The following is a 22,126-nucleotide window of genomic DNA, read 5'->3' on the forward strand; positions in this document are numbered from 1 at the left end:
TGCTGTGTGGCAGTGTTTGGCACTCAAAGGCAGAGTTTGTCTGGCGATTACATTACAATACTCTTGCAGACAGACCTTTACTTTGTAAAATGATTTTTATTAACAGATTTATGCGAAGCATCTCGACAGAATGGAAACTAAACAGAACGGTCTTCAGCCGTTTTTCCCCGTTACATTTAATCCGTCCCGAAGGGCGGATCTTTGTGTTCACCAGAACACGGCAAGTTGTGTTTTGAGGCACTCTAAACCGGGTTCGTGCCTCAAAACAACTTGCCCTGCCGGGAGCTGAAAAACACCTTCCGAAGTCAGGGTTTTGTGTAAGGATTAAAATGGACAGGTTATGGACGAAAAAAATAACAACAAACGCAATAAGGGTGGACGTTCGCCAAAAGACGACCCAAGCATCCACCGCCACGTATTTCGATTGACGGAGGCGGAAAATGCCAAACTAGTATCGCTTTTTGAAGCATCGGGAATGCCTAATAAAGCAAAATTTATCATTTCGCTGCTTTTCAGCAAGGAGATGAGATCGGTTAAAATTGACAAAGGAACAGTTGATTTTTATATGCGATTGACTTCTTTTCACAGCCAATTTCGTTCGGTAGGCGTGAATTATAACCAGATTGTAAAGCTGTTGTACCGTCATTTTTCAGAGAAAAAGGCGGCAGCTTTTCTCTATAAATTGGAAAAACAGACCGCTGAAATGGCGGTACTATGCCAAAAAATCATTCAGATAACCGAAGAATTTGAAGCAAAATACCTCAAAAAAAAGCCTTAGAAATGATAGCAAAAATAGGAAGAAGCGGAAAATTATACGGAGCATTGGCGTACAATCAGCTCAAAGTGGAGAATGAAAACGGGCAGATTTTGTTTGGCAATAAGATGATTGAAACCGCGAGCGGTCACTATTCCGTCGCAAAGTTAGCCCAGTCTTTTGCCCCTTATCTCATTGCCAACCGCAATACGGAGAAACATACGTTGCATATTTCGCTCAATCCCGATCCGAAAGATAAGGTAAGCGATGACATGTACAAGGAGATGGCAGAAGCATATATGCAGGAGATGGGTTATGGCCAGCAGCCTTATGTGGTGTTCAAACATACTGATATTGACCGAAGCCATATTCATATTGTATCGGTTTGCGTGGATGAACAGGGCAAAAAGATTTCGGACAAGTTCGAGAAAATGCGTTCTATGAATGTGTGCCGTGAGCTGGAAAGGAAATATGGATTGGTACCCGCAACAGATAAAGAGCATAAACAGAACGACAAGGTTTTCCGTCCGGTAGATTATCGGGCAGGTGATGTAAAAAGTCAGATAGCTTCAATAGTACGTCACCTGCCGAATTATTATAAATACCAAACTTTGGGAGAATACAATGCCTTGCTTTCCCTCTTTAATGTTACCACCGAAAAAGTTGGAGGGGAATTACAAGGAGAGATGCGACAGGGTTTACTATACATTCCTTTAAATGAAAAAGGCGAAAGAGCCGGACATCCGTTCAAAGCTTCTTTATTCGGAAAGAATGCCGGACTGCCGACTTTGGAATTGCACTACGCGAAATCCAAAAAAACTTTAAAAGACCACCCGGCAAAGCCAACCATTAAAGCTGCAGTTACCATTGCTTTACAATCAACAAGTGATGAGCTGGCTTTTAAAAAACAGTTAGGCGAACAGGGAATTAACGTAGTAGTACACAGAAATGATACAGGACGTATTTACGGAATCACCTTTATAGACCATAATTCTAAAACAGTATGGAACGGTTCACGATTGGGAAAAGAGCTTTCTGCCAATACCTTTAATGATTACTGGAACAATAATATCAAACCGGAAATTATAGAGCCTGTGGAAGTGCAGTCAAAAATGACAAAATCAAAAGATGCAGATCTTCCTGAAGAGGAACCTCATCATTTATTCGACTTCCTGAATACCGCTGAAAAACACGAAGACGGTTTGATTGAAGCACTAGGCGGTTTGCTCCCTGAAGCACAGGGCGAAGATTCCCAGGAACAGGATTTTGCCTACAGAATGAAGAAGAAAAGAAATCGCCAAAGAGGTCAGAAATAAAAATCAGCCAAACACTGCCCCGCAACGCCATTGACTTCCACATTCTTATAGTCAACCTGCACAGCTTTTAAATTCACGCCCGAACATTAAAAATTAAAATAATGCAGGGAGAAGATGATTTAAGAGGATTAGCCAAAATTATGGCTTTTATGCGGGCAGTAAGTATCTTATTGGTACTGATGCACCTTTATTGGTTTTGCTACGGTTACTTTATAGATCGCGGATGGACTTTAGGGCTAATTAACAAAATATTAGGCAATTTTCAGCGTACCGCGGGATTGTTTTCGCATACTTTATATACCAAAGTATTTGCCCTGGTATTATTGGCACTAAGCTGTTTGGGTTCAAAGGGAGTCAAACACCAGAAGATAACCTGGACCAAAATTTATACTGCTTTGGCGATTGGGTTTGCATTTTTTTTTCTGAATACACCTTTATTAAAGCTATCAGTAACTACCGCCACAATTCTTTATATCCTTACCACTGGTGTAGGATATATTGCTTTAATGGTTGCCGGAGTCTGGATGAGCCGATTCCTTCGTAACAATCTCATGGACGATGTTTTCAACAACGAGAACGAAAGTTTTATGCAGGAAACTACATTGATGGAAAACGAATATTCTGTCAATCTTCCCACGAAATTTTATTACAAAGGAAAATGGAACAACGGCTGGATTAACATCGTCAATCCTTTTCGGGCAACTATTGTGTTAGGTACGCCCGGTTCGGGTAAATCATATGCAATCGTAAACAATTACATAAAACAGCAGATTGAGAAAGGTTTTAGTATGTATATCTACGATTTCAAATTTGATGATCTTTCTACCATTGCCTACAATCATTTAATGAAACATCGGGATAAGTACAAAGTGCAGCCCAAATTCTATGTTATCAACTTTGACGACCCACGCAAGAGCCACCGTTGCAATCCCCTTAATCCTGATTTCATGACAGATATCTCAGATGCTTACGAAGCAGCTTATACAATTATGCTGAACCTCAACAGGTCGTGGATACAGAAGCAAGGCGATTTCTTCGTCGAGAGCCCCATAATCCTTTTGGCGGCCATAATATGGTATCTGAAAATCTATGATGATGGTAGGTATTGTACCTTCCCACACGCTATTGAACTCCTGAATAAAAAATATTCTGACGTATTTACCATTTTAACCTCATATCCCGATTTGGAAAACTATCTGTCGCCTTTTATGGATGCATGGCAGGGAGGCGCACAAGATCAATTACAGGGACAGATTGCATCTGCAAAAATTCCTCTCTCAAGAATGATTTCGCCACAACTCTATTGGGTTATGACAGGTGATGATTTTTCATTGGACATCAACAATCCTAAACAACCTAAAATATTATGTGTAGGCAATAATCCCGACCGCCAAAATATCTATTCTGCTGCACTGGGATTGTACAATTCACGTATCGTAAAACTCATTAACAAAAAGGGTCAATTGAAGAGTTCGGTTATCATAGACGAGCTGCCCACCATCTACTTTAGAGGATTGGATAACCTTATTGCAACTGCAAGAAGTAATAAGGTCGCAGTATGTTTGGGATTTCAGGATTATTCACAGCTGACAAGAGATTATGGCGACAAAGAGAGCAAGGTAATTCAGAACACCGTAGGTAATATTTTTAGCGGTCAGGTTGTCGGAGAAACAGCCAAAAGCCTTTCGGAGCGATTCGGGAAAGTATTACAGAAAAGGCAAAGTATGAGCATCAACCGCAACGACACATCTACCTCAATCTCTACCCAATTAGACAGTCTGATACCAGCTTCCAAAATATCTACCTTGACGCAAGGTTTTTTTGTTGGATCTGTATCGGACAATTTTGATGAACGTATCGAGCAGAAAATCTTCCATGCTGAAATTGTCGTGGATAATGAAAAGGTTGCTTCCGAAACTGAAGGGTATCAAAAAATACCGGAAATCTTATCTTTTGTTGACGAAAACGGTAAAGACAATATGAAGCAGGCAATCGAGGACAATTACAGGCAGATAAAAACGGATATTGTACTGGTTATCGAAACCGAATTGGAACGTATAAAGAATGATCCCAATTTAAAGCATTTAGTGCCAAAGGATAGCCCTAAAGGGGATAAATAAACCATATCCTCCATAGTTTATGACCTGGCTAAGCAATCTTCTTAAATTAAAATATCTCTCTATTATTTATAAAAAGTATATTTACCACTAAAATAAACTAAAAACTTATTACACAAATCCAACACGAACTAGTTGTATTGTGACATTAGTAAACATACATAAAAGTTGTGCGACACCAACTTATACAGTCCCGCATATGGGACAGTAAATTTTACATGAAAAAAGATAATTCTATGGATATAGTAAACTTGCTAAATCAAGTCACGATTATAAACAAAAAAAATACAGAAATTTTAGACGCAACTGGTGGTCGATTTAATATGTTTCGGATATGTGGCGTTAATCATTATGAAAACACTCATTCTGCAATTATTTCTGAGTTTTTAAACCCAGTTGGGACACATGGATTAAAATCGAATTTATTAAAATGTTTTATTGAATCACTTGGCGATTTTTTTGCAGTCAAAAATTTTAACGTTGAAAGCGCAAGAATTCGTACCGAACACTCAACACGACATGGACGCATCGACATTCTAATAGAGGATAATCAGCATAATGCGATAATCATAGAAAATAAAATTTATGCAAAAGATCAGCCTGAACAATTAAAAAGATATGACAAGTATGCTAAGATATATCGAAATGGCTACCAAATACTCTATCTGACACTATTCGGGGATCAAGCTTCTTTGCAAAGTGGAGAAGGAATATCTTATTTATCAATCTCATATAAAGATCATATAATTAAATGGCTTGAAGAATGTGTAGCAATTTCGTCGCGTTATCCTATTGTAAGAGAAACAATAATTCAATATATAAATCATTTAAAGCAGCTAACACACCAAGATATGAGTATAAAAAACCAAACTGAAATTACTGAAGTTCTATCTAAAATAGAAAATTTACGTGCTGCTAAAGTAATTTCACAAAATTACTCTGCAACTTACAATTACCTTTCTGAAAAGTATTTTAATCCTAAAATGGAAGAATTTGCATCGCAAAAAGGATTTGAATACCACTTTGAATATAGCGAGGAATCATATATAAAATTTCATATAACAAAGTCGAGTTGGCAAGGAAGATATTGGATAGGATTTACTTTTGAAGCTAACAGGTGCTTCTACGGTCTATGTAATAATCCTAATGTTTATAGGATTCCCGACGAAACTAGAAAGAAAATTCACGAAGAGTTGGAAAGTTTAAATGTTGGCTCTTATAAAGAAAGTAATTGGTGGCCCTTTTACTCTTACTTTACAAATCTAACTCTCGATGTTTGGGAAAACGACATTATTAAGGACGACTATTTCTTCGATGATTGTAAAGAAAAAATTAAGCAGCTACTTATAGTAATTGAAAAAATAGGAATGTAATTTCAATAGGCGATCGCTTACGTCTCTAACCAAAATAGCCGATTTTAGGTGATCGGAAATTACATTTACACTTAGAACTTCCATCTTGGTCGAGAGAATTCAGTCCACTTGCATCGCCGACTTCGGTTAGGCCAAACGCTAACTACAATTTTATGACAACAGCACTCTTTAAAAACATCAAAAAAAACATTGAATCGAATATTTATTCGGCGAAAGAATCAATTGTGGTTTCTGTTGCATGGTTTACTAACAAAGATCTTTTAGGGCAATTAAGCGACAAACTCGAAAGTGGCTGCTCAGTTGAAATAATAATCAGTGATCATTTTGAAAATACAAGATTGTCATTTGAAAATTTTATTAAAAAAGGCGGTAAAGTTTTTATTTTACAAACGCGAAGTGGAAAATTTTTACATGATAAATTTGCTGTTTTTGATGGGGTCAAATTAATTGCTGGCTCTTATAATTGGACATATTCTGCGGAGCATTATAATCATGAATTTGTTATTCAAAGCGATGATTTACAACTTTTAAAGCAATTTTCTATTCGCTTCCGAAACCTTAAAGAAATCGTTACTAATTACGACAAATTAATTTTGAGTACTCAGGACGCGCTCTTTTCAGAAACAAAAGAAGATTCTTTTTTAATGTTAGAGAATGAATTGCATGACGAACTAATTGCTTCTGTGGATTTATCAATAAAAGCTGGTGCAAAAATTAATAGATCAATTATCCTAAATCAGATTTACGATTATGGGGCTATAGGCGCCGCAAATCGTCTAATACAAGAAGGCACAGAAAAATTACATTCAGGATTAATAAAGATGTTTCATATTAACAGACTCGATCTCACAATTGAAAGTATTATTCAAAAGGATAAATATAGAGTTTTATTTACTGACGAAATACTTTTAAAAGCCAAGCAAAGATTGGCACAATTACAATAATTACAGTAGCTGGTAACACACGATATACGAACATTGCCAAGGTTTATTGTAAGTTCGAGTTTCCACTCACGCAGAAATTAGAATCTACACCGCAAATAAATAGGCAAGCGATATTCGGCAACTTCGCCAAGGGCGAAACTATTAGTGGCTATTTTATAAAAATCGATCAATGAAAGACGTAATAATTATATCAGTATTTTTATTTTTAATAAACTTTATTTGCTTAGGTCAAACGAGAAATACAAAGTTTCAATTAGACGATGATGATAGATTAACAATAACTTTAAATGGCAACGTCAGAAGTGCTAAAGTAAAAAATGAAACTTTAGTCGGTAAGTTTTCTGATTCATTAGCCTATTTTTTTAATGAAAAAGGATTCCCAGATAAAATTATCTATTATGGTTTGGGCTTAGATGTAGTTTTGGCAAAAAAACTCGTAAATGAAGAAGTTCATTACACCTTTAAAGAAGGCAAATTACTTTCTAAACTGAATAAACTCAGTTTTGGCAATGACGGCGACATTTATGAATATGATGAAAACTGGAATCTGACCTTATTAAAAGAATATTATACAAATATTCTCGTTAAAGAAACTTCTTTCAAGTATGATGATAAAAATAGAGTGACTGAAAAAACAGAATACCTTTTTGGAGGATTCAGTGATTATAATCCCAAAACTCAAGAAGGAAAATCAAACTACCTGCGCGGAATGGAGAAATATGAATATAACAATCATGACAAAGTGGTTTTAAAACTTACTTATAAATTCTGGGAAAACAAAACAGTTGAGATGACTCAATATAAATATGATGAACATAACAATTTGATTGAAGAAGGTAATTGTTTAAGTTACGGAGATCCTAATTGTACAATCAAGCCATTGTTTGCATATGAGTATAATTCGAAGAATTTACTCGCTAGAAAATATCAATTAGCAAAGTTCTCTCCGAATAATACTGACGAATATTATTTTTATGACGATAAAGGAAACGAAGTTGAAGTTAAGGGTAATTACATTTACCCCGATAAAGAACCATTTGTAGGTTATAATTATAAATCTGAATATGACAAGTTTGGTAACAAAATAAAAGAGCAGGAAATTACAGGAAATTATAGAAGTATTAGATTTGAGAAATATAAAACACAAATTACTCAATATGATAATTTTCAAAACATGACTTTAGATGAATTTATAGCTTCAGATGGTTCATATATTAAAACAGTAAAGAAAGTTTACAATTATGATAAGAAAGGTAATTGGATAAATATGGAAACTTACGAAGGCAAAAATCAAAATGATTTAAAACTAGTGGAAATTTCTAGACGAGAAATAAAATACTTTAATTAAAAATAGCCACTTAACGGTACTAACTAAAACGGCTGATTTTGTACATCTTGAACGTTTGTTCAAACTAAGAAAGTTATATCTTAGCAGAGAACTCTGCGTCTTTTCTACAACTGAAATATGCAGGCAAAACTTTAGCCGTAATTTGATCTGCCTATGAAACATTATTGGACATTTTTTGTAATATTCATATCGAATTTTGTATTCTCTCAATGCGATAATATTGAGAAGCTAAAATTAGGTGGAACATATATGTCTAAAACAAATAATTATATTCCGTTCGAGGTAAAATATAAAGACAGTATTTATCATGATAGTGTCAGCTATCCAAATGATATAAATAAAATCAAAAAATATTCAGATTTCATTCTTTCCAAAGCAGAAAATTATATTGTGACGCGTGCCAATCGAAGTTTTTATAATAAATTGAAACTTTATGGAGTTGAGGTTAATTATCCTGAATCGAACAGAATAAAGACTTATGATGATCAATCTTTATATAAACTTTCTAATTTTGAAGTTACATACTGGATTATTTATACTTATGAAAAAGATAAATTTCGATATGCTTTTGGTTTGGAATTCAATAAAGATGGAAAAATGATTTCTGAAAACAAATTTCCTGATTACGCTAAAAATAAAGATTTTGAAAATTTGATGAATCCATGTAACGCTTTACAGTTGGTAGAGAACAAAAAGCGTTTTAAAAACAAAAAAGTAGATTTCATCGAATTGAGTTATTTAGACGAAAAAAATTCATTTTGTTGGCTCATCCAGGAGAAATTTGAAATTGAAAAACTTGGCGTTTCAAAATACTCTCTTGATATGTATTATATAAATGCAAATAATAACAAACTGGAAACCATTAAAAAGAAAAAGGGAAGTGTGATTGCATGTGGCATTAAGTATTAAACTCGGTTTTATTATTTTGTACTACGCTAAGCTAATTAACAAGTTTTAAAAATGCCATTACTTAACAGCGACTACCGTAATCATTTCATCCGATGTTAATTGGCTGTTTTCAAGCCTTTAAGGGTGCAACAGACTTTTCCTGCATCTGAATACCATTATTTTCAATTGTTTCTTCCTGCTGTGTATTTTCCGGAGTAATAGATAATTGTAACTTCCTCTCAACTGCGGCAAGTTCCGTTTTGAGTTCACTCAAGCGGCTTTCCTTTGACCACCCATCGTTTATCACTTCCTGAAGAACAGGCAGGTCTTTTTGTATTTCTGTGATCTTCTTTTTTTCCTGTTCGATATAACCAGGTAATTTCTCCAGTGCATTAAGGAAGTTCATAGCTGCCAGCTTTTCATCTTTAGCGATTAAACCGTTGTTATAGGTATATTTAATATTGCCCTCACCTTGTATCATAAATCGGTTTACCCGCATATCTACGCCCTCTTTTTCGGACATTTCTGTTTTGACCAAAAGCGTAAATCCGTATAACGTACCGATTTCTTCATATTGACCTCCGGTACGTGCTTTCTCTGCAAACTCGTTAAGCTTTGTACCTATTTGTTTAATATCAGCATTGAACGGTAAACTGTCCAATCTCAAAGGATTTTCGATAGTACCGTCCGGACATTTTTGTATGCGTTGCTGTAAGTTTTCCCAATCAAGGCTCATTCGGTTAAAACGGGATTGAGCGCTTTCAAGTAATTCCGTAAAATCTTGCAGCTTGTATTTGGCACTGAACTTAGAACGGTTAAACGCCTGTTTTTCGCTTTCCAATCCGGCAATCTGTTTTTCCAGTTTGGCTTTATCCAAAAGGTCGGTATTTCCCGAAAGTATAGCCACATATTCTGAAAAGTTCATTCCCGATTTTTCGTCCATACTGCCTTCGTCAATAGTCCGTTTGCCCAGATTGTTGTTTTTTAACTGGTCTATGAAAAGTTGCTTATTGTATAACAGGTTAAACTTGTAGCTATCCAGTGATTTTTCCACTGCATAAATAATTACATCCACTTTATTACCGGCGAAGAATTTGGCAATTTCATTGCCCTTGCGCACTGCCCGTCCGTCGCGCTGTGCCAAATCACTTGGTCGCCACGGCGTATCCAAATGGTGAACGGCTACAGCTCTCTTTTGTGCATTTACACCCGTCCCTAACATGCTTGTAGAACCAAACAGCACACGGATTTTACCCTCGTTCATGTCCTTGATAAGCTCCTTACGCTGCTTATCGGTCTTGGCTTCCTGTATAAACCGGACTTCGTGTGCAGGTATACTGTGGTCTTCCACGAGCTTGCGTTTGATTTCGGAGTACACATTCCATTCGCCCGGCTTGTAGGTTCCCAGATCGGAGAAAACGAACTGCGTTCCTTTCTGTGCGTTGTATTGGTTGTAATATTTGGAAATGCTGGTCGCACAATGCGAAGCCTTGTTATCAGGGTGGTCATCATACCTACCGCTTACCATTCGCATATCAAGCGACATCTTACGGGCATAATCCGTAGCGATGAGCATTTTCGCTTTTTCTTCGCTTGCACTTAGCTTTGGTCTTCCCAACAGTTCGGCATTTCCTGTTTTGGCAAATTCCATTAGCTTTCTGATAAAATTTTCCTGGTCTGGAGTTGGCGGTATATTATACAATACCTCATTCTTATTGGGACGGTCAATGCCTATATCTTTTGCCGTCCGATAATCCGTGATTTCTGAATAGAATTGGGCAAGTTCCGGCACTTTGATAAAGTATCGGAAACGTTCCTTCGCCACAATATTGTTAGCCACCGAAAATTCATAATCAGTTGTTTTTCTTGCATATATAGCCGCCCACGCATCAAAAGAGTGAATGCCTTGTTTTTCCATTGCTCGTGGTCGCAGGTATTTGAAAAGCAGGTAGAGCTCAGTTAATGAATTGCTGATAGTTGTACCCGAAAGAAAGGTTGCCCCCATATCAGCATTAATGCGTTCCTGAATAGTGCGGATAGCAAACAAAAGGTTCATTGCTTTTTGGCTTCCGTCCACGTTACCCAATCCGGCAACCCTTGTATGTCTTGTGTTAAACATCAGGTTTTTAAATTGGTGGCTTTCATCCACGAACAAATGGTCAATGCCCATCATCTTGAAGTCCACCACATCATCCTTTCGGTTTTCAATATCGTGCTGCAGTGTTTTAAGCTTGACTTCAAGGTTTTCTTTCCGCTTGATTACTCCGGCAAGCATACCCCTGGTTACTTCCTTGCCCTGCGATTGCAAAGCATCGAGGTTACGCTCTACGCTATCCAATTCTATTTCGAGTATTTCCTTTTGTATTTCGGGAGATTGCGGTATCATCCCGAATTGGTCGTGTGTGAGGATTACACAATCCCAATCGTTATTTTTGATATCCCCAAAAATTCGCAGGCGTTTTTGGGGTGTAAAATCTTCCTTGCCCGGAAATAGGATTTTAGCGTGTGGATAGGCAGTGCGATAAGCTTCTGCAATTTCGTGAACATTGCTTTTTAGCCCGATAATCATTGGCTTGTTGGCTAACCCCAAACGCTTCATCTCTTGTGCAGCCGTACACATTACGAGCGTCTTGCCTGCGCCTACTTCATGGTCGCAGATCGCACCATTGTTAAGCTTTATCATCCACACGGTGTCCTTTTGGCTGGAATACAGGTCCTCGATACCCAATGCTTTACGGTCCAGTCCCGGAAAATCCTGATGGCTACCGTCATAGTTTGGTCGGACGAAACAATTAAAAGTGTCGTTGTATTGGTCGGTCAGCCTGATTTTAAACTCATCGTTTTGGGCGTGAAGCCAGTCGGTAAAAGCAGTGCGGATTTCATCGATCTTGGTGTTGGCCATCTGTATGGCTTCCATATCCCGTACCTTGACCTCCTGGTCGCCAACCATTATTTTTTTGGTAATGTCCGGTGTGGTATTGACAAGGGCGTGTTTGAGAAGGGCAATACCATCAAACGTGCGGCTTTCTGCCTTGACAGCATATTTTTCCCATATATGCAAATTCCCCTGATGGCACTTTACCGAAAAGTCATCGGAACTTTCCGAATAATTTATAAGTACATCTGCATCGAAAAGATGTGAAGCAAAACGGGCATAAAGGCCTGTGGGTATCCATCGTTCACCCAAATTAAAATCGAGTTCCTCAAATTCGATACGTCTTGGTCGGGCTTGATCCAAAACGGTGAGGCTTACTTTAGCTTGGCTGTCTTCAGGATTGTTTTCGAGGTAGGTTTTGACCTCTAGGGCTTTTTCAACTACGTTGCCTGCAATCCAACGTTCGGATATTTCATATCCCTTTTGCAGGGGATTGAAGTAAATACGACCGTGTAATGCTTCTTTCAGGGCATCGCCCGTCATACTGCTAATCTCGGTCATAAAGTCCAAATCCACCCACCCGTATTTGTTCAGCGATGCCGCTAATGCTTCATCGGGATTGTCAGTTGCAATGGTTGTGGTTGAAAAACTTACAGGATGACTGAATATATCGGCTTTGCGTACAACGCCACCAACGACACGTTCCAAATAAGGGATTTCCTTACCCGAGCTATCCGTTTTAATGAGCTTGATATTATCGGCACTATTAAGGCTGCCATACCTTTTGACAAAGGCATCGTATAATCGGTTAAGGTTTTCCCTCTCTTCTTTTTGTTCAGTCTGAAACGTTGCCTCTTTATTGTAGAGCTGTTGGTAAACGTCACGTATATTGATGTACGCTTCTGCTCTGGCTTTCTGTAAGGTCGGCAACTGCAAAGGATGGAAAACTGCTGTACCGCCTGATGCATCTACATCTTGCAGGTGACCGACCCAGCCATTATCTACAGCAAGGCAGTCGTTGCGATGGAACGATTGCATTTCGCCACTATACCGAGCAGGTTGGGGAATAACTGGCGTAACAGCATGACTATTCCCTGTGGCAGTCGAAAACAGGTCGTCGATAGATTCCTGTTTTTTATTTTCGGTTGAGGTATTTGCACTTTTAAGTGCCGGTGTATAGGGTTGCTGCATCGAAGTGAACAGGTTGGTTTGCAGACCTATCGCACGGCTATTCTTTTTAGTGGTTTGTCTTTTAGCTTTGGGCGTTCCTTTGGGCGGATCAGTCAAAATCGCAGGTTCGCCCATATTTTCAAGCAGGTCAAAAATGCTTAACTGTTTTAATTCCTGCGGACTTTCCCGATTGGTTACAGGAGTTGGAATAGGTACCTTTTGCTGAATGGGTATATGTTCAACAACCGCAGGTGTAGCTGTTGTTTCAATCGGGATTTGTATTATAGGTTCTTGGTTTCGTTCGCCTTTGTACAAACTTACATCCAGGTACTTTCCAAAATCTTCTGAAAGCATTTGTTTCAAGTCTTTGGCAATTCCCTCAAGGCCTTCCTTATGCGTATAGACTAATGCAGGCTGCCCATAGGCATCGGTATCTAATTTACGGTCGGTATGTACAATCCTTGTACTGTCCTGAAAGAGTGCATTTCCCGGTGTGTTGTACTCCGTTCGACTGCTTTGGCAAAACAGATTTTCTCTTTCGGTCAAACTTTGTTTTGCTTTGTTCTTTTGAAGGATAATTAAATCACTGCCAACTGCTGTTCCGGCATAATCCGTAAACAGGTTGTTGGGCAAGCGAACAACTGACACCAGATTATTATTCTGCATGAGCGCCCTACGTATCGGCTCATTGTTTGGGCTGTTGAGAATGCCCTGCGAGGTAATGTAAGCCAGAAGACCACCTTCATGGAGCATATCAGTACCTTTCAGCAAAAAGTAGTTGTGAATGCTTCGCGCTGCCTGTACTTTTACACTGTCTTTGCTTCTGGAATAGGAAAGATCGAAAACGGAAGTGTCACCAAAAGGTATGTTACTGGCTACAACATCATAGCTGTTTTGTTCCTTTTCAGGGATTTCTTCAAAACCGGAAATACGGATATTGCTTTGAGGATAAAGCTGTTTTAAAATCTTGCCCGTGAGCAAATCCTTTTCGTAAGCAGTAACATTGGCTTTTTGATTTTCTGAAAAGGATTGTATAAATGAGCCGACACCGGCAGAGGGTTCAAGGAATTTATCAATGTTCAGACCGCTTTCACGCAAGGTTACGGAAATCGCATTTATGACCTGTGGCGGAGTATAAAAAGCCGTCAGAACGGAGCTTTTCATACTATCAATATATCTGCGGTATTGCTTTTCGTCTTCTGAATTTTCTTTGAGTAGTTGGTGGAGTTCGCGGGTGATCGGGAAAAGGTCGTGTTCGGGTTTTCTCCAATTATTGATGTCAATTTCATTCGCTATAGGGTTCAACACGAATTTAAGACCGCCAAATCCGCTGTATTGCATCATTAGCAGTCTTTCGCCTACGGTGGCTTGTCGTTTCTCCTTTTCCAGTTTAAAAGCAATTCGCAGGGCATCAATGTTCTGTTGGAGATGCTGCTTTTTACTGAAGCCCATGTTTCTGTATCCATATTGCGATGGTTCCGGTTATTTCGGTATAGAGCAGGGCAAACTCATAACTGTATGCAAAGTCATCGGTTAGCTCGTATCTGGAAAACACAGGTGTGCAGACAGGAAACATTTTAAGGGCAAATGGTCTCAGTTCCTCGTCTGCCATAATGGTATCAAACTCATTACAGACAACCTGAAAAACAGTGTCAAACCTGGAGAAATACAGGTTTTCAAAGAGGATATAATTTGCTATTTCATTGCATTGCACAATGGTATTTCCCGAACTAAATGCGCCATGGTAAGCATTAACTGCCCATGAGGAACGCTGTTCAATAAACTTTTGGTCGTTTGCTTTTTCGGGAAAGCTGGTATTTAATAGTTCCTGAAGTCGTAATCTGAAATACGATAGGTCTTTTTCCTGTGTGTTCATAGTATAATTTTGTTTAGAATTGGCATGAAACCTAAAATTATAGCACTAGATAAGAGCCTTTGCTGAAGTTGAATGCTTTGTCTTTGTGAGGCAGGATTTGACGTGATGGACAATAAAAAAACCTCTGAGTATTTAGAGGTTTTTAAGGACTATTTAAAATTATGGCTTTCTTTACCGTATGGTATAAATGTGGCCCATGATTTCTATTGTGCTACTGGTAGGCTTACTGTCCATTACTTTTTATAGCTTTTATTATTGGCAAACTCAAAGGAAGTTTCGGCATTATTGTTCAGTACGATGTACGCATCAAACATCTTTCCTACTTTGCTTTTCATCCCCTTGATGAGTGAAGTCTTACCCTTTCTGACAAGGCTTTCAATATTGTCTATACCGATTTCCACGCCGCAGACATTGCGGAACTGTACCCAGCTGCAAGCTTCCTCAGGACACTTCACAATTTTGTCACGTATAATGAGCTGTTGGCTTTTACATTTCGGACAAATGATTTTTTGCAGGTTGTTTTGGGCAATGGAAGTTTGCAACAATTCATGAGTAATAGATGAAGCGTAATTTTCCATTTCCTTTTGAAATGTTCCGGCATCTGATTCACTGTTTTCGATTTTCTGCAATGCAAGTTCCCACTGGGCGGTCATTGCCACATCTGCTATTTTTTGGTCTTTGACCAATTCATATACCTGCAGTCCTTTTTCTGTTGGTATCAAGGATTTCTTATCCCTTTGGATATAATTGCGTGTAAAAAGCGTTTCAATTATCGCAGCTCTTGTCGCCGGGGTGCCGATACCAATATTTTGCAAGACTTTCCGTTCGTCTACATTTTCAATTTCTTTTCCGGCACTTTCCATAGCCGACAAAAGGCCTGCTTCGGTATAAAGTACAGGCGGTTTGGTTTTCTTTTCCAAAACGCAAGCTTCTTTTATTTTGAGATCATCGCCTTTTTTCAACTGGGGCAAATCCTGTACCGGTTCTGTATCATCATCGGAGAAACTACCTTTAATGGAACGCCATCCCGCTTCTATGATCTTACAGCCTTTTGTGGTAAAATCATAATGCAATACCTGTAAACTGACATCCGTTAACTCTTTGATGCAGGCTCCGGAAATGGCTTCGAGTAATCGAAAGGCAATCATATCATAAACCGCATTTTCCTTTGCATTCAACGCTGACGGGATTTTATCAGTAATCAATAATCCATGATGGTCCGTAACTCGCAAATCGTTTACGATACGTTTATTAAAACGACCCCATTTCACTTGAGATACAGCTCTTTTAATGTTTTCCCTGTTTTGCAAAGCTCTTACAAGGCTGGGGATTTCTGCCCACATATCCTCAGGAATGTATTTGCTTCCGGTACGCGGGTATGTGATAAACTTTTGTTCGTAAAGGCTTTGAGAAATATTGAGTGTTTCTTCGGCAGAAAGATTCAATTTTTTGTTGGCTTCTTTCTGCAAGCCAGTAAGGTCGAACAATAAAGGCGGTTGCTCCGTAACGCTTTTGGTTTCTGCCGATGTAACTATTGCCGTTTCACTTCGCTGAATGGCTTTCAGCGCATCACCGGCAAGTTTACGGTCTTCCCATTTGATTTTTGAGATACTTTTAAAATCTATCAGCTCTTTGTTATGTGACAACTGTATCTGCCAATAATTCTTTATTGAGAAACACCTGTTTTCCAAATAGCGTTTGCATACTAAAGCCAGTGTAGGTGTCTGCACTCTTCCGAGTGAATAAACCCCATTGGCTGCTGCAATGGAGAGTGCTTGTGTAGCATTGATACCTACGAGCCAGTCGGCACGGCTTCTGCCTTTTGCTGCCTTATATAATCCGTCAAATGCTGCCCCGTCTTTGAGATTATCAAAACCTTGTTTAATGGCTTTTTCAGTAAGCGAGCTTATCCAGAGCCTTTCAAAGGGTTTGCTACATTTTAGGTATTCATAAATGTACCTGAAAATAAGTTCGCCCTCACGTCCTGCATCGGTGGCTACGATAATGCTATTGCTGTTGTTAAAGAGCTGTTCAATGATTTTCAGTTGTTTTAATGCACCTGTATCGGCCGTATAGGCTTTATCTTTTTTGACCTTTCGGACGGTCAGTAAAAAAGGGTTTGGGAGTATGGGCAGTGATGCTTTATCAAATCCCGTGATCCCGTAATCTTCGGGCATTCCCAAACCTATAAGATGGCCCAGTGCCCAGGTAACAAAATAGCCGTTACCTGTCAGGTAGCCTTCCTTTTTCTCGAATGCGCCCAACAAGCTGGCTATTTCCCTGGCTACGCTTGGTTTTTCTGCAATTATTGTTTTCATACCTTTTACATTTTACGTCCTTTCGATTTAGCAGGTGCGTCGGGTGTTTCCTGTTGTTCCTGTTGCTTTCTGTTGTTGGGATTTGTTTGACCAGATTCCAGGGGCTCTTTGATTTTCTTGGTTGCCTCATTGGTTTTGCCTTCTGAATTGACCGCAGTCTGCGTTTTATGTGCTTCAGTAGGTGTGGCCTGTTCCTTAATCTTGTTCGGATTTTGGAAAGAGAAATCGGTTTTATTGGTTTGCTTGTTGAAAGTGATATAACCATTATATTCCTTTCCGTTCTTATCAACCAAGCCACTTACATAAACGGTTTGTCCGTCTTTGAACTTTTGGTATTGCTCTTTATCCAGCTCTTTGTCTCTGAAAGTTTTCGGAACTTCTTGCGATTGGTTTTGCTGGGTGTCCTGCGTCTGTTTGTTGGAGTTGTTCCTGTCGAACTGGAACTCTACAAAACGCTTGTCGGCATTGAATTGTACGGTTGCATCGAACTGAGTTCCTTTCTTGGAAGTCATTCCTTCTAAATAAAGTGGCTTGCCCTCCATTAAGGTTTGCTTCTGCTCATCATTAAGTTTTACACCTTTGAGCTCATCAGGGATTTTGATATATTCAGTACGTAATGCCACCAGTTCATTGGTAAGCCTGTCCACACTGATAATGGAGGGAATGGTCTCGTTTGGATTTTTTATATTGACCAGATTAACAACACGCCCCATATTTCCTGTTTCTAGCAGGTTGTTCTTGTCTGCCTGACTGAAGCTATGCCCGAAAAACTCAAAGTTCAGGTTGGGCTCTTTTCGAATTCCGTGAATGGCAACTACTACCTGTCCGTCGTCATTCGATTGCAGCGATAATCTGGCGTCCATTCTCGTAACGGCGGTACCCAGGTTTAGGCTTACGGGTACAAGCTCATTTGTCTTGTAACCTTTAAGCAGTGGATCGAGCAGGTTCATTTTTTCAAGTTTCTCCTTACTTAATCCCAAGTTGTTCATGGTTTCCCAATCAATCTGTTCCGGTTTGTATTTATACTCACTTGTATCCGGTGTGCTCTGCGTTGTTTCCATATTATTTTTATTTTCTTGTTTATGATTCTCTACTGGTTCTGTCTTCACTTCGTGCTGCTTCATCAACTTATCACCTTCTGGGGTTGGTTGATCTACCTGTTTTTGCATTTCTTTTGCAGTATTAATAGCCAATGGTGATGGAACATTGAAGAATGAAAAATTTGTAGGGTTCTTCAGCTGGCTGAAAAAATTGGAAAAGAAGTTGGAAAATAAATCTCCTTGCTTATCCACCCGCATGAACTGGTTCTGGTTTTTCTTTGTAGGTTCAACGGTTTCCAGTTTTCCATTTTCATCAATGCCTTTTACAGCCATAATTTTCATTTTCTCTTTATTCAGCACCAATAATATCTCCGATAGTTGTTCAGGAGACTCTGTTTTTTCTGAAATTTTTTCGCTCATAGTTTAAATTTTTTAAATTCAATCCCGAAAGTAAATGAGGTCTTTGTTGCCTGGTGTTAACTGGTATCAGCTGGCGCTATTTGTCATTTATTGGCTTTTTTTTAGGCACAGGGGCGATAAAGCTTTCCCTGATCAACTGATGTATATCTGAGAGCTTATAATAAATTTTTCCGCTGATTGTATAATATGGGAGCTTGCCTGACGAGCGGTATCTTTGGAGTGATCGTGCACTTATCTTGAGCATCTGAAGGACATCCTGACTGTCCAGCAGCTCTTCTCCATCAACAGCAGTATGCTGATTCTTACCTGTGTTTACCACCTCCATAAGGATGTCGAATCTCTCCATAATTCGCTCCATCCACGCTGTGAATTCCATTCTATCGATATTCATAACCAGTAATTTTGGTTTAACGCCACAAAATTGACAAATGGAAAACTTATTGCTTGCCAAGTCCTACCCATTGGCATGGAAGATTTTTTCTGCAAATCGTTCTACAAAATGGTGGAATATCGAAGGCTTGGATTGAGTGATCATTACGATAAGTAGGGGCTTTGCCTTTTGCCAATGGGCAGACATGGGCAATAAAAAAGCAGTGCTGTCGGCACTGCTTTAAGAAAAAAGTTTCTATTATAAAAGCTACAGCTCTTTATCCATATATTGTTCCAATGACAATTTAAGATGGTCAAGAAATGATGTTCTAGTTCCCGCTCTGTCTTTCATCCGGTGAAAAGAGTGATGCACATCGCCGAGCGGTACGCGGAAAAGAATTTGAAATACAAGAGTAATTTTACGGATACCAATCTTCCCATGTGATATCACTCCCGAAGCATAAAGCGCATAAATGAGTTCAATGAGCGCACTTTTAGAATCGGTCCAAAAAACATCCTTAGTTGTCTCAGGGTTATTAAGTAATAAGCCTGAATGCTCTTCGGGATTAATTTTTGTTAGGAGATAAGTATAAATTAATTCATTGGCCATAATCCGAGCAACTTTAGAATCGTAATAGGTAGAAAATTGGTTATCTATTTCAAAAACGTAACTGTTGAGCCCATCCCTGTAATTTATCTTTCCTCTCATGAAATATTCCTCATCACGGTCAGTTCTTCCCGACCTGTAATAGCGATAAAAATGAGAACCGAAGATATGCTCTTTAAATTCCTGTTTAAGCTGCCCAAGCTGGCTTGTGAAAAATTTCTGATACATTTTGCCGTCCTTTACAGGGCAGACCGTCTCGATTCGAAATATTTTATTATAGTAAATCAATTGTCCTAAAATCTGGGGCTTGATATCACGGAAAAACTCTATTTCTTCTGCCGGACTTTTAAATCCTTCCTTTAGAATGTATTCCCGAGTGGTATTGAGCAGTTCTTTGAGATAGAGTGTCATTTGGTAAGCCTCATCGATGAGATGGGAAGTTTCCCGCGAAACTTGATCTTCCTTAATACGGATTTCGGAAATGATTGCATTCAGTGATTTCATAGCTCATTGGTTTTAATGTAATATCTTTCAAAAAAACTTATGGACTATATAAACATTACTGTGCTTACTGTACAAATACATGCTATACGACTAAGGTGGGGCTATTCACAAGCAAATCAATTATGAAAAGGATATTACGGTTCAGTAGATTCAGTTGTATTGTAGGGACGGATTAAAATTTTAGATTAAGGCGATATTGGGTTGGAGTTAATTTGGTGTGTTTTTTAAAAAAATTGCTGAAAGATTGGGGATTTCTAAAATTTAAATGCTCACCTATCTGATTAATAGTAAGATTATCGTCTGCGAGCAATGCGTATGCTTCCGATACGATAGCCATCTCAATATAGTGTTTAAGAGGCATACCGATAACCTTTTGGACAGCCTTGCCGAGGTAGCCCCTGCTGATAAATAAAGAATCAGCATAAAAACTTACTTCATGGTGTACTCTACAATGCTGCTGGACCAGTGTCATAAAGCCCGTAACGATTTTTTCCCTGCGGCTGTGCACAGCAATTGTATTTTCGTTGTGTTTATAACATAACCCGCTAAATTCATAGAGGATAAGGTTTACGTAGAGCAGCACCATTTCTTCCTGAAAAATGCTGTCCTTGCTGGAAATCTTTTTCTTAAGAAATCCAAAGACCTGTGTCAGATAATTTGTTTCGGTCTGCGTAAGTGATATTACAAAAGGCGAATATCCGGTCAGGACTCCTATATAACCGATCCCGGATCTTGAAAACCTGCTGGTAATGGCAAAATCCCTTTTACAAGACATAAGGCAGACAGTCAGGGAATGTGTGAGTTTAATTACTTCAGCAGTTCTGGGAACTGCATACATATCTCCTTCGGAAAGACGGACCGTTGACGAGCCGTCCATAAAATATATTGTGCCGGACACCACCAAAAGGAGAGAAAACCAGTCTGGATTCATAAGGGTTTTGCGTGACTTAACAGATTTAAAATCTGTCAGATACAGGACTTTTAAATCCTTTTGCCAGCGTTTATTTTTTAAGGTGTCCAAAATGTTAGTGTTTTATATTAATAAAATGCCAGTCAAAGCGTTTCCTCGCTTAGTCAGCTTTTAGTACAACATGCGCACAGTGTAGTAAAAACAAATAGGATATTGCATAATGCAGGAATTAGAAAAACATAAACAAAGTCATGTGGATCGGAACTCTTAAGTCCCCCGTCAGCGAGATAACCCACCATTTCATCATAGCTCAGAAGATCTATGATGAAATAAAGGCTACCTACATTCAATGTTATGAGCAGAAATCCTGAAGCTATAGCAACAGTTCTCTCATAGCGTTCCAGCAGAATAATAATCCAGTTCACAGAGTGGGGTCGTTGCTTTGATATATCTCGACGGTTAATGCCATTTTTAGCCCAAGAATCAAGTTTTGCTCTGCACCGCTAACCGTCGCAGCAATACTGGTAACGTTGGTCTCCCAGTCTTTGTCCTTTCTTTTTTTCTCATAGGCTGCATATCTGGCAATTGAAGTAGCAGTTAGGATTATACGTTTATCCTCACCAGAGAATCCAGTATTGGCGAGAACACCTGCCTCATAGGAAACAATAACTGAATGGATATTATTATATGGATCATTAGCAACTAAAGGAAGGTTATTTACAAATGTTATAAAGCTTGCCTTGGCACTTACTCCCATTGTACATGATGTCAGCACATCATTAATAGCATTTCCGTTATTTACTATCCATGTGATTTCTGACAGTCTTCCGGACAGATTATAATCGCTGGATAATGGTATCAGCTCAGGGTGGGCAGCTGAGACCGAATCAATTAAAATAGCGATCTCTTCAATAGACTGGGAGTTAAAGTCGGTATCGCCGATAATCTCTAGGATTTCATTATGCATACTTCCTGCGGTATCGAAGGGATTCGCTGAATTACCAGGTCCAATGCCTGATTTTTTTGCACTTTCATTTAGATAAGCAATTTCCGTAGTCTTACCTGTATAATCACCTGTATAATCATCTGAACAGGCAACAGTGAATAATGGCAGGATTGCCAACAATACTTTTAAATTTTTCATGTGTACTAGTGTTAAATGTGACTGATTACTTTTTTTTCGTCAGTTCATTTTTCACCTCGAGGGAAAGCAGAACGGTGCTGGTTTTAAGCCAGACTTTGCTTTTGAATTCAGAGCAAAACTATTTGCTAAATGCAACATCGACAAATGGTTGTC

General features: G+C 38.7%; 15 protein-coding genes. 7 read left to right on the forward strand and 8 right to left on the reverse strand.

What is annotated here, in order from left to right; genetic code table 11:
- Positions 1–340 precede the first annotated feature (340 nt).
- The 7 genes from mobA to IW20_RS07830 all read left to right on the forward strand — a co-directional run bounded on the left by mobA (position 341) and on the right by IW20_RS07830 (position 8,761).
- On the forward strand, positions 341–778 hold the full coding sequence (gene mobA / locus IW20_RS07800; protein WP_035620629.1) for a conjugal transfer protein MobA: 438 nt from the start codon (positions 341–343) through the stop codon (positions 776–778).
- Between the two features lie 2 nt (positions 779–780).
- On the forward strand, positions 781–2,070 hold the full coding sequence (gene mobB, locus IW20_RS07805) for a conjugal transfer protein MobB (RefSeq protein ID WP_035620631.1): 1,290 nt from the start codon (positions 781–783) through the stop codon (positions 2,068–2,070).
- Positions 2,071–2,171: 101 nt separating this feature from the next.
- Positions 2,172–4,190, forward strand: coding sequence for a conjugal transfer protein MobC (mobC, locus tag IW20_RS07810; RefSeq protein WP_035620632.1), 2,019 nt, complete (start codon positions 2,172–2,174; stop codon positions 4,188–4,190).
- 215 nt (positions 4,191–4,405) lie between these two features.
- Complete coding sequence (locus tag IW20_RS07815) at positions 4,406–5,560, forward strand: PDDEXK-like family protein (protein WP_240478467.1); 1,155 nt, start codon at positions 4,406–4,408, stop codon at positions 5,558–5,560.
- A gap of 152 nt (positions 5,561–5,712) precedes the next feature.
- Positions 5,713–6,504, forward strand: coding sequence for a phospholipase D-like domain-containing protein (locus IW20_RS25300; RefSeq protein ID WP_051885640.1), 792 nt, complete (start codon positions 5,713–5,715; stop codon positions 6,502–6,504).
- 169 nt (positions 6,505–6,673) lie between these two features.
- Positions 6,674–7,852, forward strand: coding sequence for a hypothetical protein (locus IW20_RS07825; RefSeq protein ID WP_035620635.1), 1,179 nt, complete (start codon positions 6,674–6,676; stop codon positions 7,850–7,852).
- Positions 7,853–8,005: 153 nt separating this feature from the next.
- Positions 8,006–8,761 (forward strand): hypothetical protein, encoded by a 756-nt coding sequence (locus IW20_RS07830; protein ID WP_035620637.1) that lies wholly within the window; start codon positions 8,006–8,008, stop codon positions 8,759–8,761.
- A 109-nt stretch (positions 8,762–8,870) separates the two neighbouring features.
- On the opposite strand, the gene IW20_RS07835 is transcribed toward IW20_RS07830, so the two are convergent.
- From IW20_RS07835 to IW20_RS07870, 8 genes are all read right to left on the reverse strand, one after another.
- Positions 8,871–14,237 carry an N-6 DNA methylase gene (locus IW20_RS07835; protein WP_051885641.1) on the reverse strand — a complete coding sequence of 1,789 codons (5,367 nt, stop codon included), beginning with the start codon at positions 14,235–14,237 and terminating at the stop codon, positions 8,871–8,873.
- Complete coding sequence (locus IW20_RS07840) at positions 14,224–14,661, reverse strand: DUF1896 domain-containing protein (RefSeq protein ID WP_035620639.1); 438 nt, start codon at positions 14,659–14,661, stop codon at positions 14,224–14,226. Before IW20_RS07840 ends, IW20_RS07835 begins: the two co-directional genes overlap by 14 nt.
- Positions 14,662–14,894: 233 nt before the next feature.
- A complete protein-coding gene (locus tag IW20_RS07845) occupies positions 14,895–16,979 on the reverse strand; it encodes a type IA DNA topoisomerase (protein ID WP_035620641.1) in 2,085 nt (694 codons plus the stop codon).
- Between the two features lie 5 nt (positions 16,980–16,984).
- Positions 16,985–18,439, reverse strand: coding sequence for a DUF3945 domain-containing protein (locus tag IW20_RS07850; protein WP_035620643.1), 1,455 nt, complete (start codon positions 18,437–18,439; stop codon positions 16,985–16,987).
- Positions 18,440–18,515: 76 nt separating this feature from the next.
- The gene (locus IW20_RS07855; RefSeq protein WP_035620645.1) at positions 18,516–18,830 is read right to left on the reverse strand and encodes a helix-turn-helix domain-containing protein; all 315 of its coding nucleotides are present in this window, start codon (positions 18,828–18,830) and stop codon (positions 18,516–18,518) included.
- A 246-nt stretch (positions 18,831–19,076) separates the two neighbouring features.
- On the reverse strand, positions 19,077–19,919 hold the full coding sequence (locus IW20_RS07860) for an RteC domain-containing protein (RefSeq protein ID WP_035620647.1): 843 nt from the start codon (positions 19,917–19,919) through the stop codon (positions 19,077–19,079).
- Positions 19,920–20,091: 172 nt separating this feature from the next.
- Positions 20,092–20,940 carry a helix-turn-helix domain-containing protein gene (locus IW20_RS07865; protein WP_035620649.1) on the reverse strand — a complete coding sequence of 283 codons (849 nt, stop codon included), beginning with the start codon at positions 20,938–20,940 and terminating at the stop codon, positions 20,092–20,094.
- A 310-nt stretch (positions 20,941–21,250) separates the two neighbouring features.
- Positions 21,251–21,973 carry a hypothetical protein gene (locus tag IW20_RS07870; protein ID WP_035620651.1) on the reverse strand — a complete coding sequence of 241 codons (723 nt, stop codon included), beginning with the start codon at positions 21,971–21,973 and terminating at the stop codon, positions 21,251–21,253.
- Positions 21,974–22,126 lie beyond the last annotated feature (153 nt).

The sequence above is a fragment of the Flavobacterium hydatis genome, from assembly GCF_000737695.1.
In the GTDB taxonomy this organism is placed as follows: domain Bacteria; phylum Bacteroidota; class Bacteroidia; order Flavobacteriales; family Flavobacteriaceae; genus Flavobacterium; species Flavobacterium hydatis.

What these genes read in the sequence shown, in the direction of transcription:
- IW20_RS07825 (WP_035620635.1), top strand. Translation starts at nt 6,674, where the DNA reads ATGAAAGACGTAATAATTATATCAGTATTTTTATTTTTAATAAACTTT.
- IW20_RS07845 (WP_035620641.1), bottom strand. Translation starts at nt 16,979, where the DNA reads ATGAAAACAATAATTGCAGAAAAACCAAGCGTAGCCAGGGAAATAGCC.
- mobC (WP_035620632.1), top strand. Translation starts at nt 2,172, where the DNA reads ATGCAGGGAGAAGATGATTTAAGAGGATTAGCCAAAATTATGGCTTTT.
- IW20_RS07850 (WP_035620643.1), bottom strand. Translation starts at nt 18,439, where the DNA reads ATGAGCGAAAAAATTTCAGAAAAAACAGAGTCTCCTGAACAACTATCG.
- IW20_RS07815 (WP_240478467.1), top strand. Translation starts at nt 4,406, where the DNA reads ATGAAAAAAGATAATTCTATGGATATAGTAAACTTGCTAAATCAAGTC.
- mobA (WP_035620629.1), top strand. Translation starts at nt 341, where the DNA reads ATGGACGAAAAAAATAACAACAAACGCAATAAGGGTGGACGTTCGCCA.
- IW20_RS07855 (WP_035620645.1), bottom strand. Translation starts at nt 18,830, where the DNA reads ATGAATATCGATAGAATGGAATTCACAGCGTGGATGGAGCGAATTATG.
- IW20_RS07835 (WP_051885641.1), bottom strand. Translation starts at nt 14,237, where the DNA reads ATGGGCTTCAGTAAAAAGCAGCATCTCCAACAGAACATTGATGCCCTG.
- IW20_RS25300 (WP_051885640.1), top strand. Translation starts at nt 5,713, where the DNA reads ATGACAACAGCACTCTTTAAAAACATCAAAAAAAACATTGAATCGAAT.
- IW20_RS07840 (WP_035620639.1), bottom strand. Translation starts at nt 14,661, where the DNA reads ATGAACACACAGGAAAAAGACCTATCGTATTTCAGATTACGACTTCAG.
- IW20_RS07860 (WP_035620647.1), bottom strand. Translation starts at nt 19,919, where the DNA reads ATGAAATCACTGAATGCAATCATTTCCGAAATCCGTATTAAGGAAGAT.
- mobB (WP_035620631.1), top strand. Translation starts at nt 781, where the DNA reads ATGATAGCAAAAATAGGAAGAAGCGGAAAATTATACGGAGCATTGGCG.
- IW20_RS07830 (WP_035620637.1), top strand. Translation starts at nt 8,006, where the DNA reads ATGAAACATTATTGGACATTTTTTGTAATATTCATATCGAATTTTGTA.
- IW20_RS07870 (WP_035620651.1), bottom strand. Translation starts at nt 21,973, where the DNA reads ATGAAAAATTTAAAAGTATTGTTGGCAATCCTGCCATTATTCACTGTT.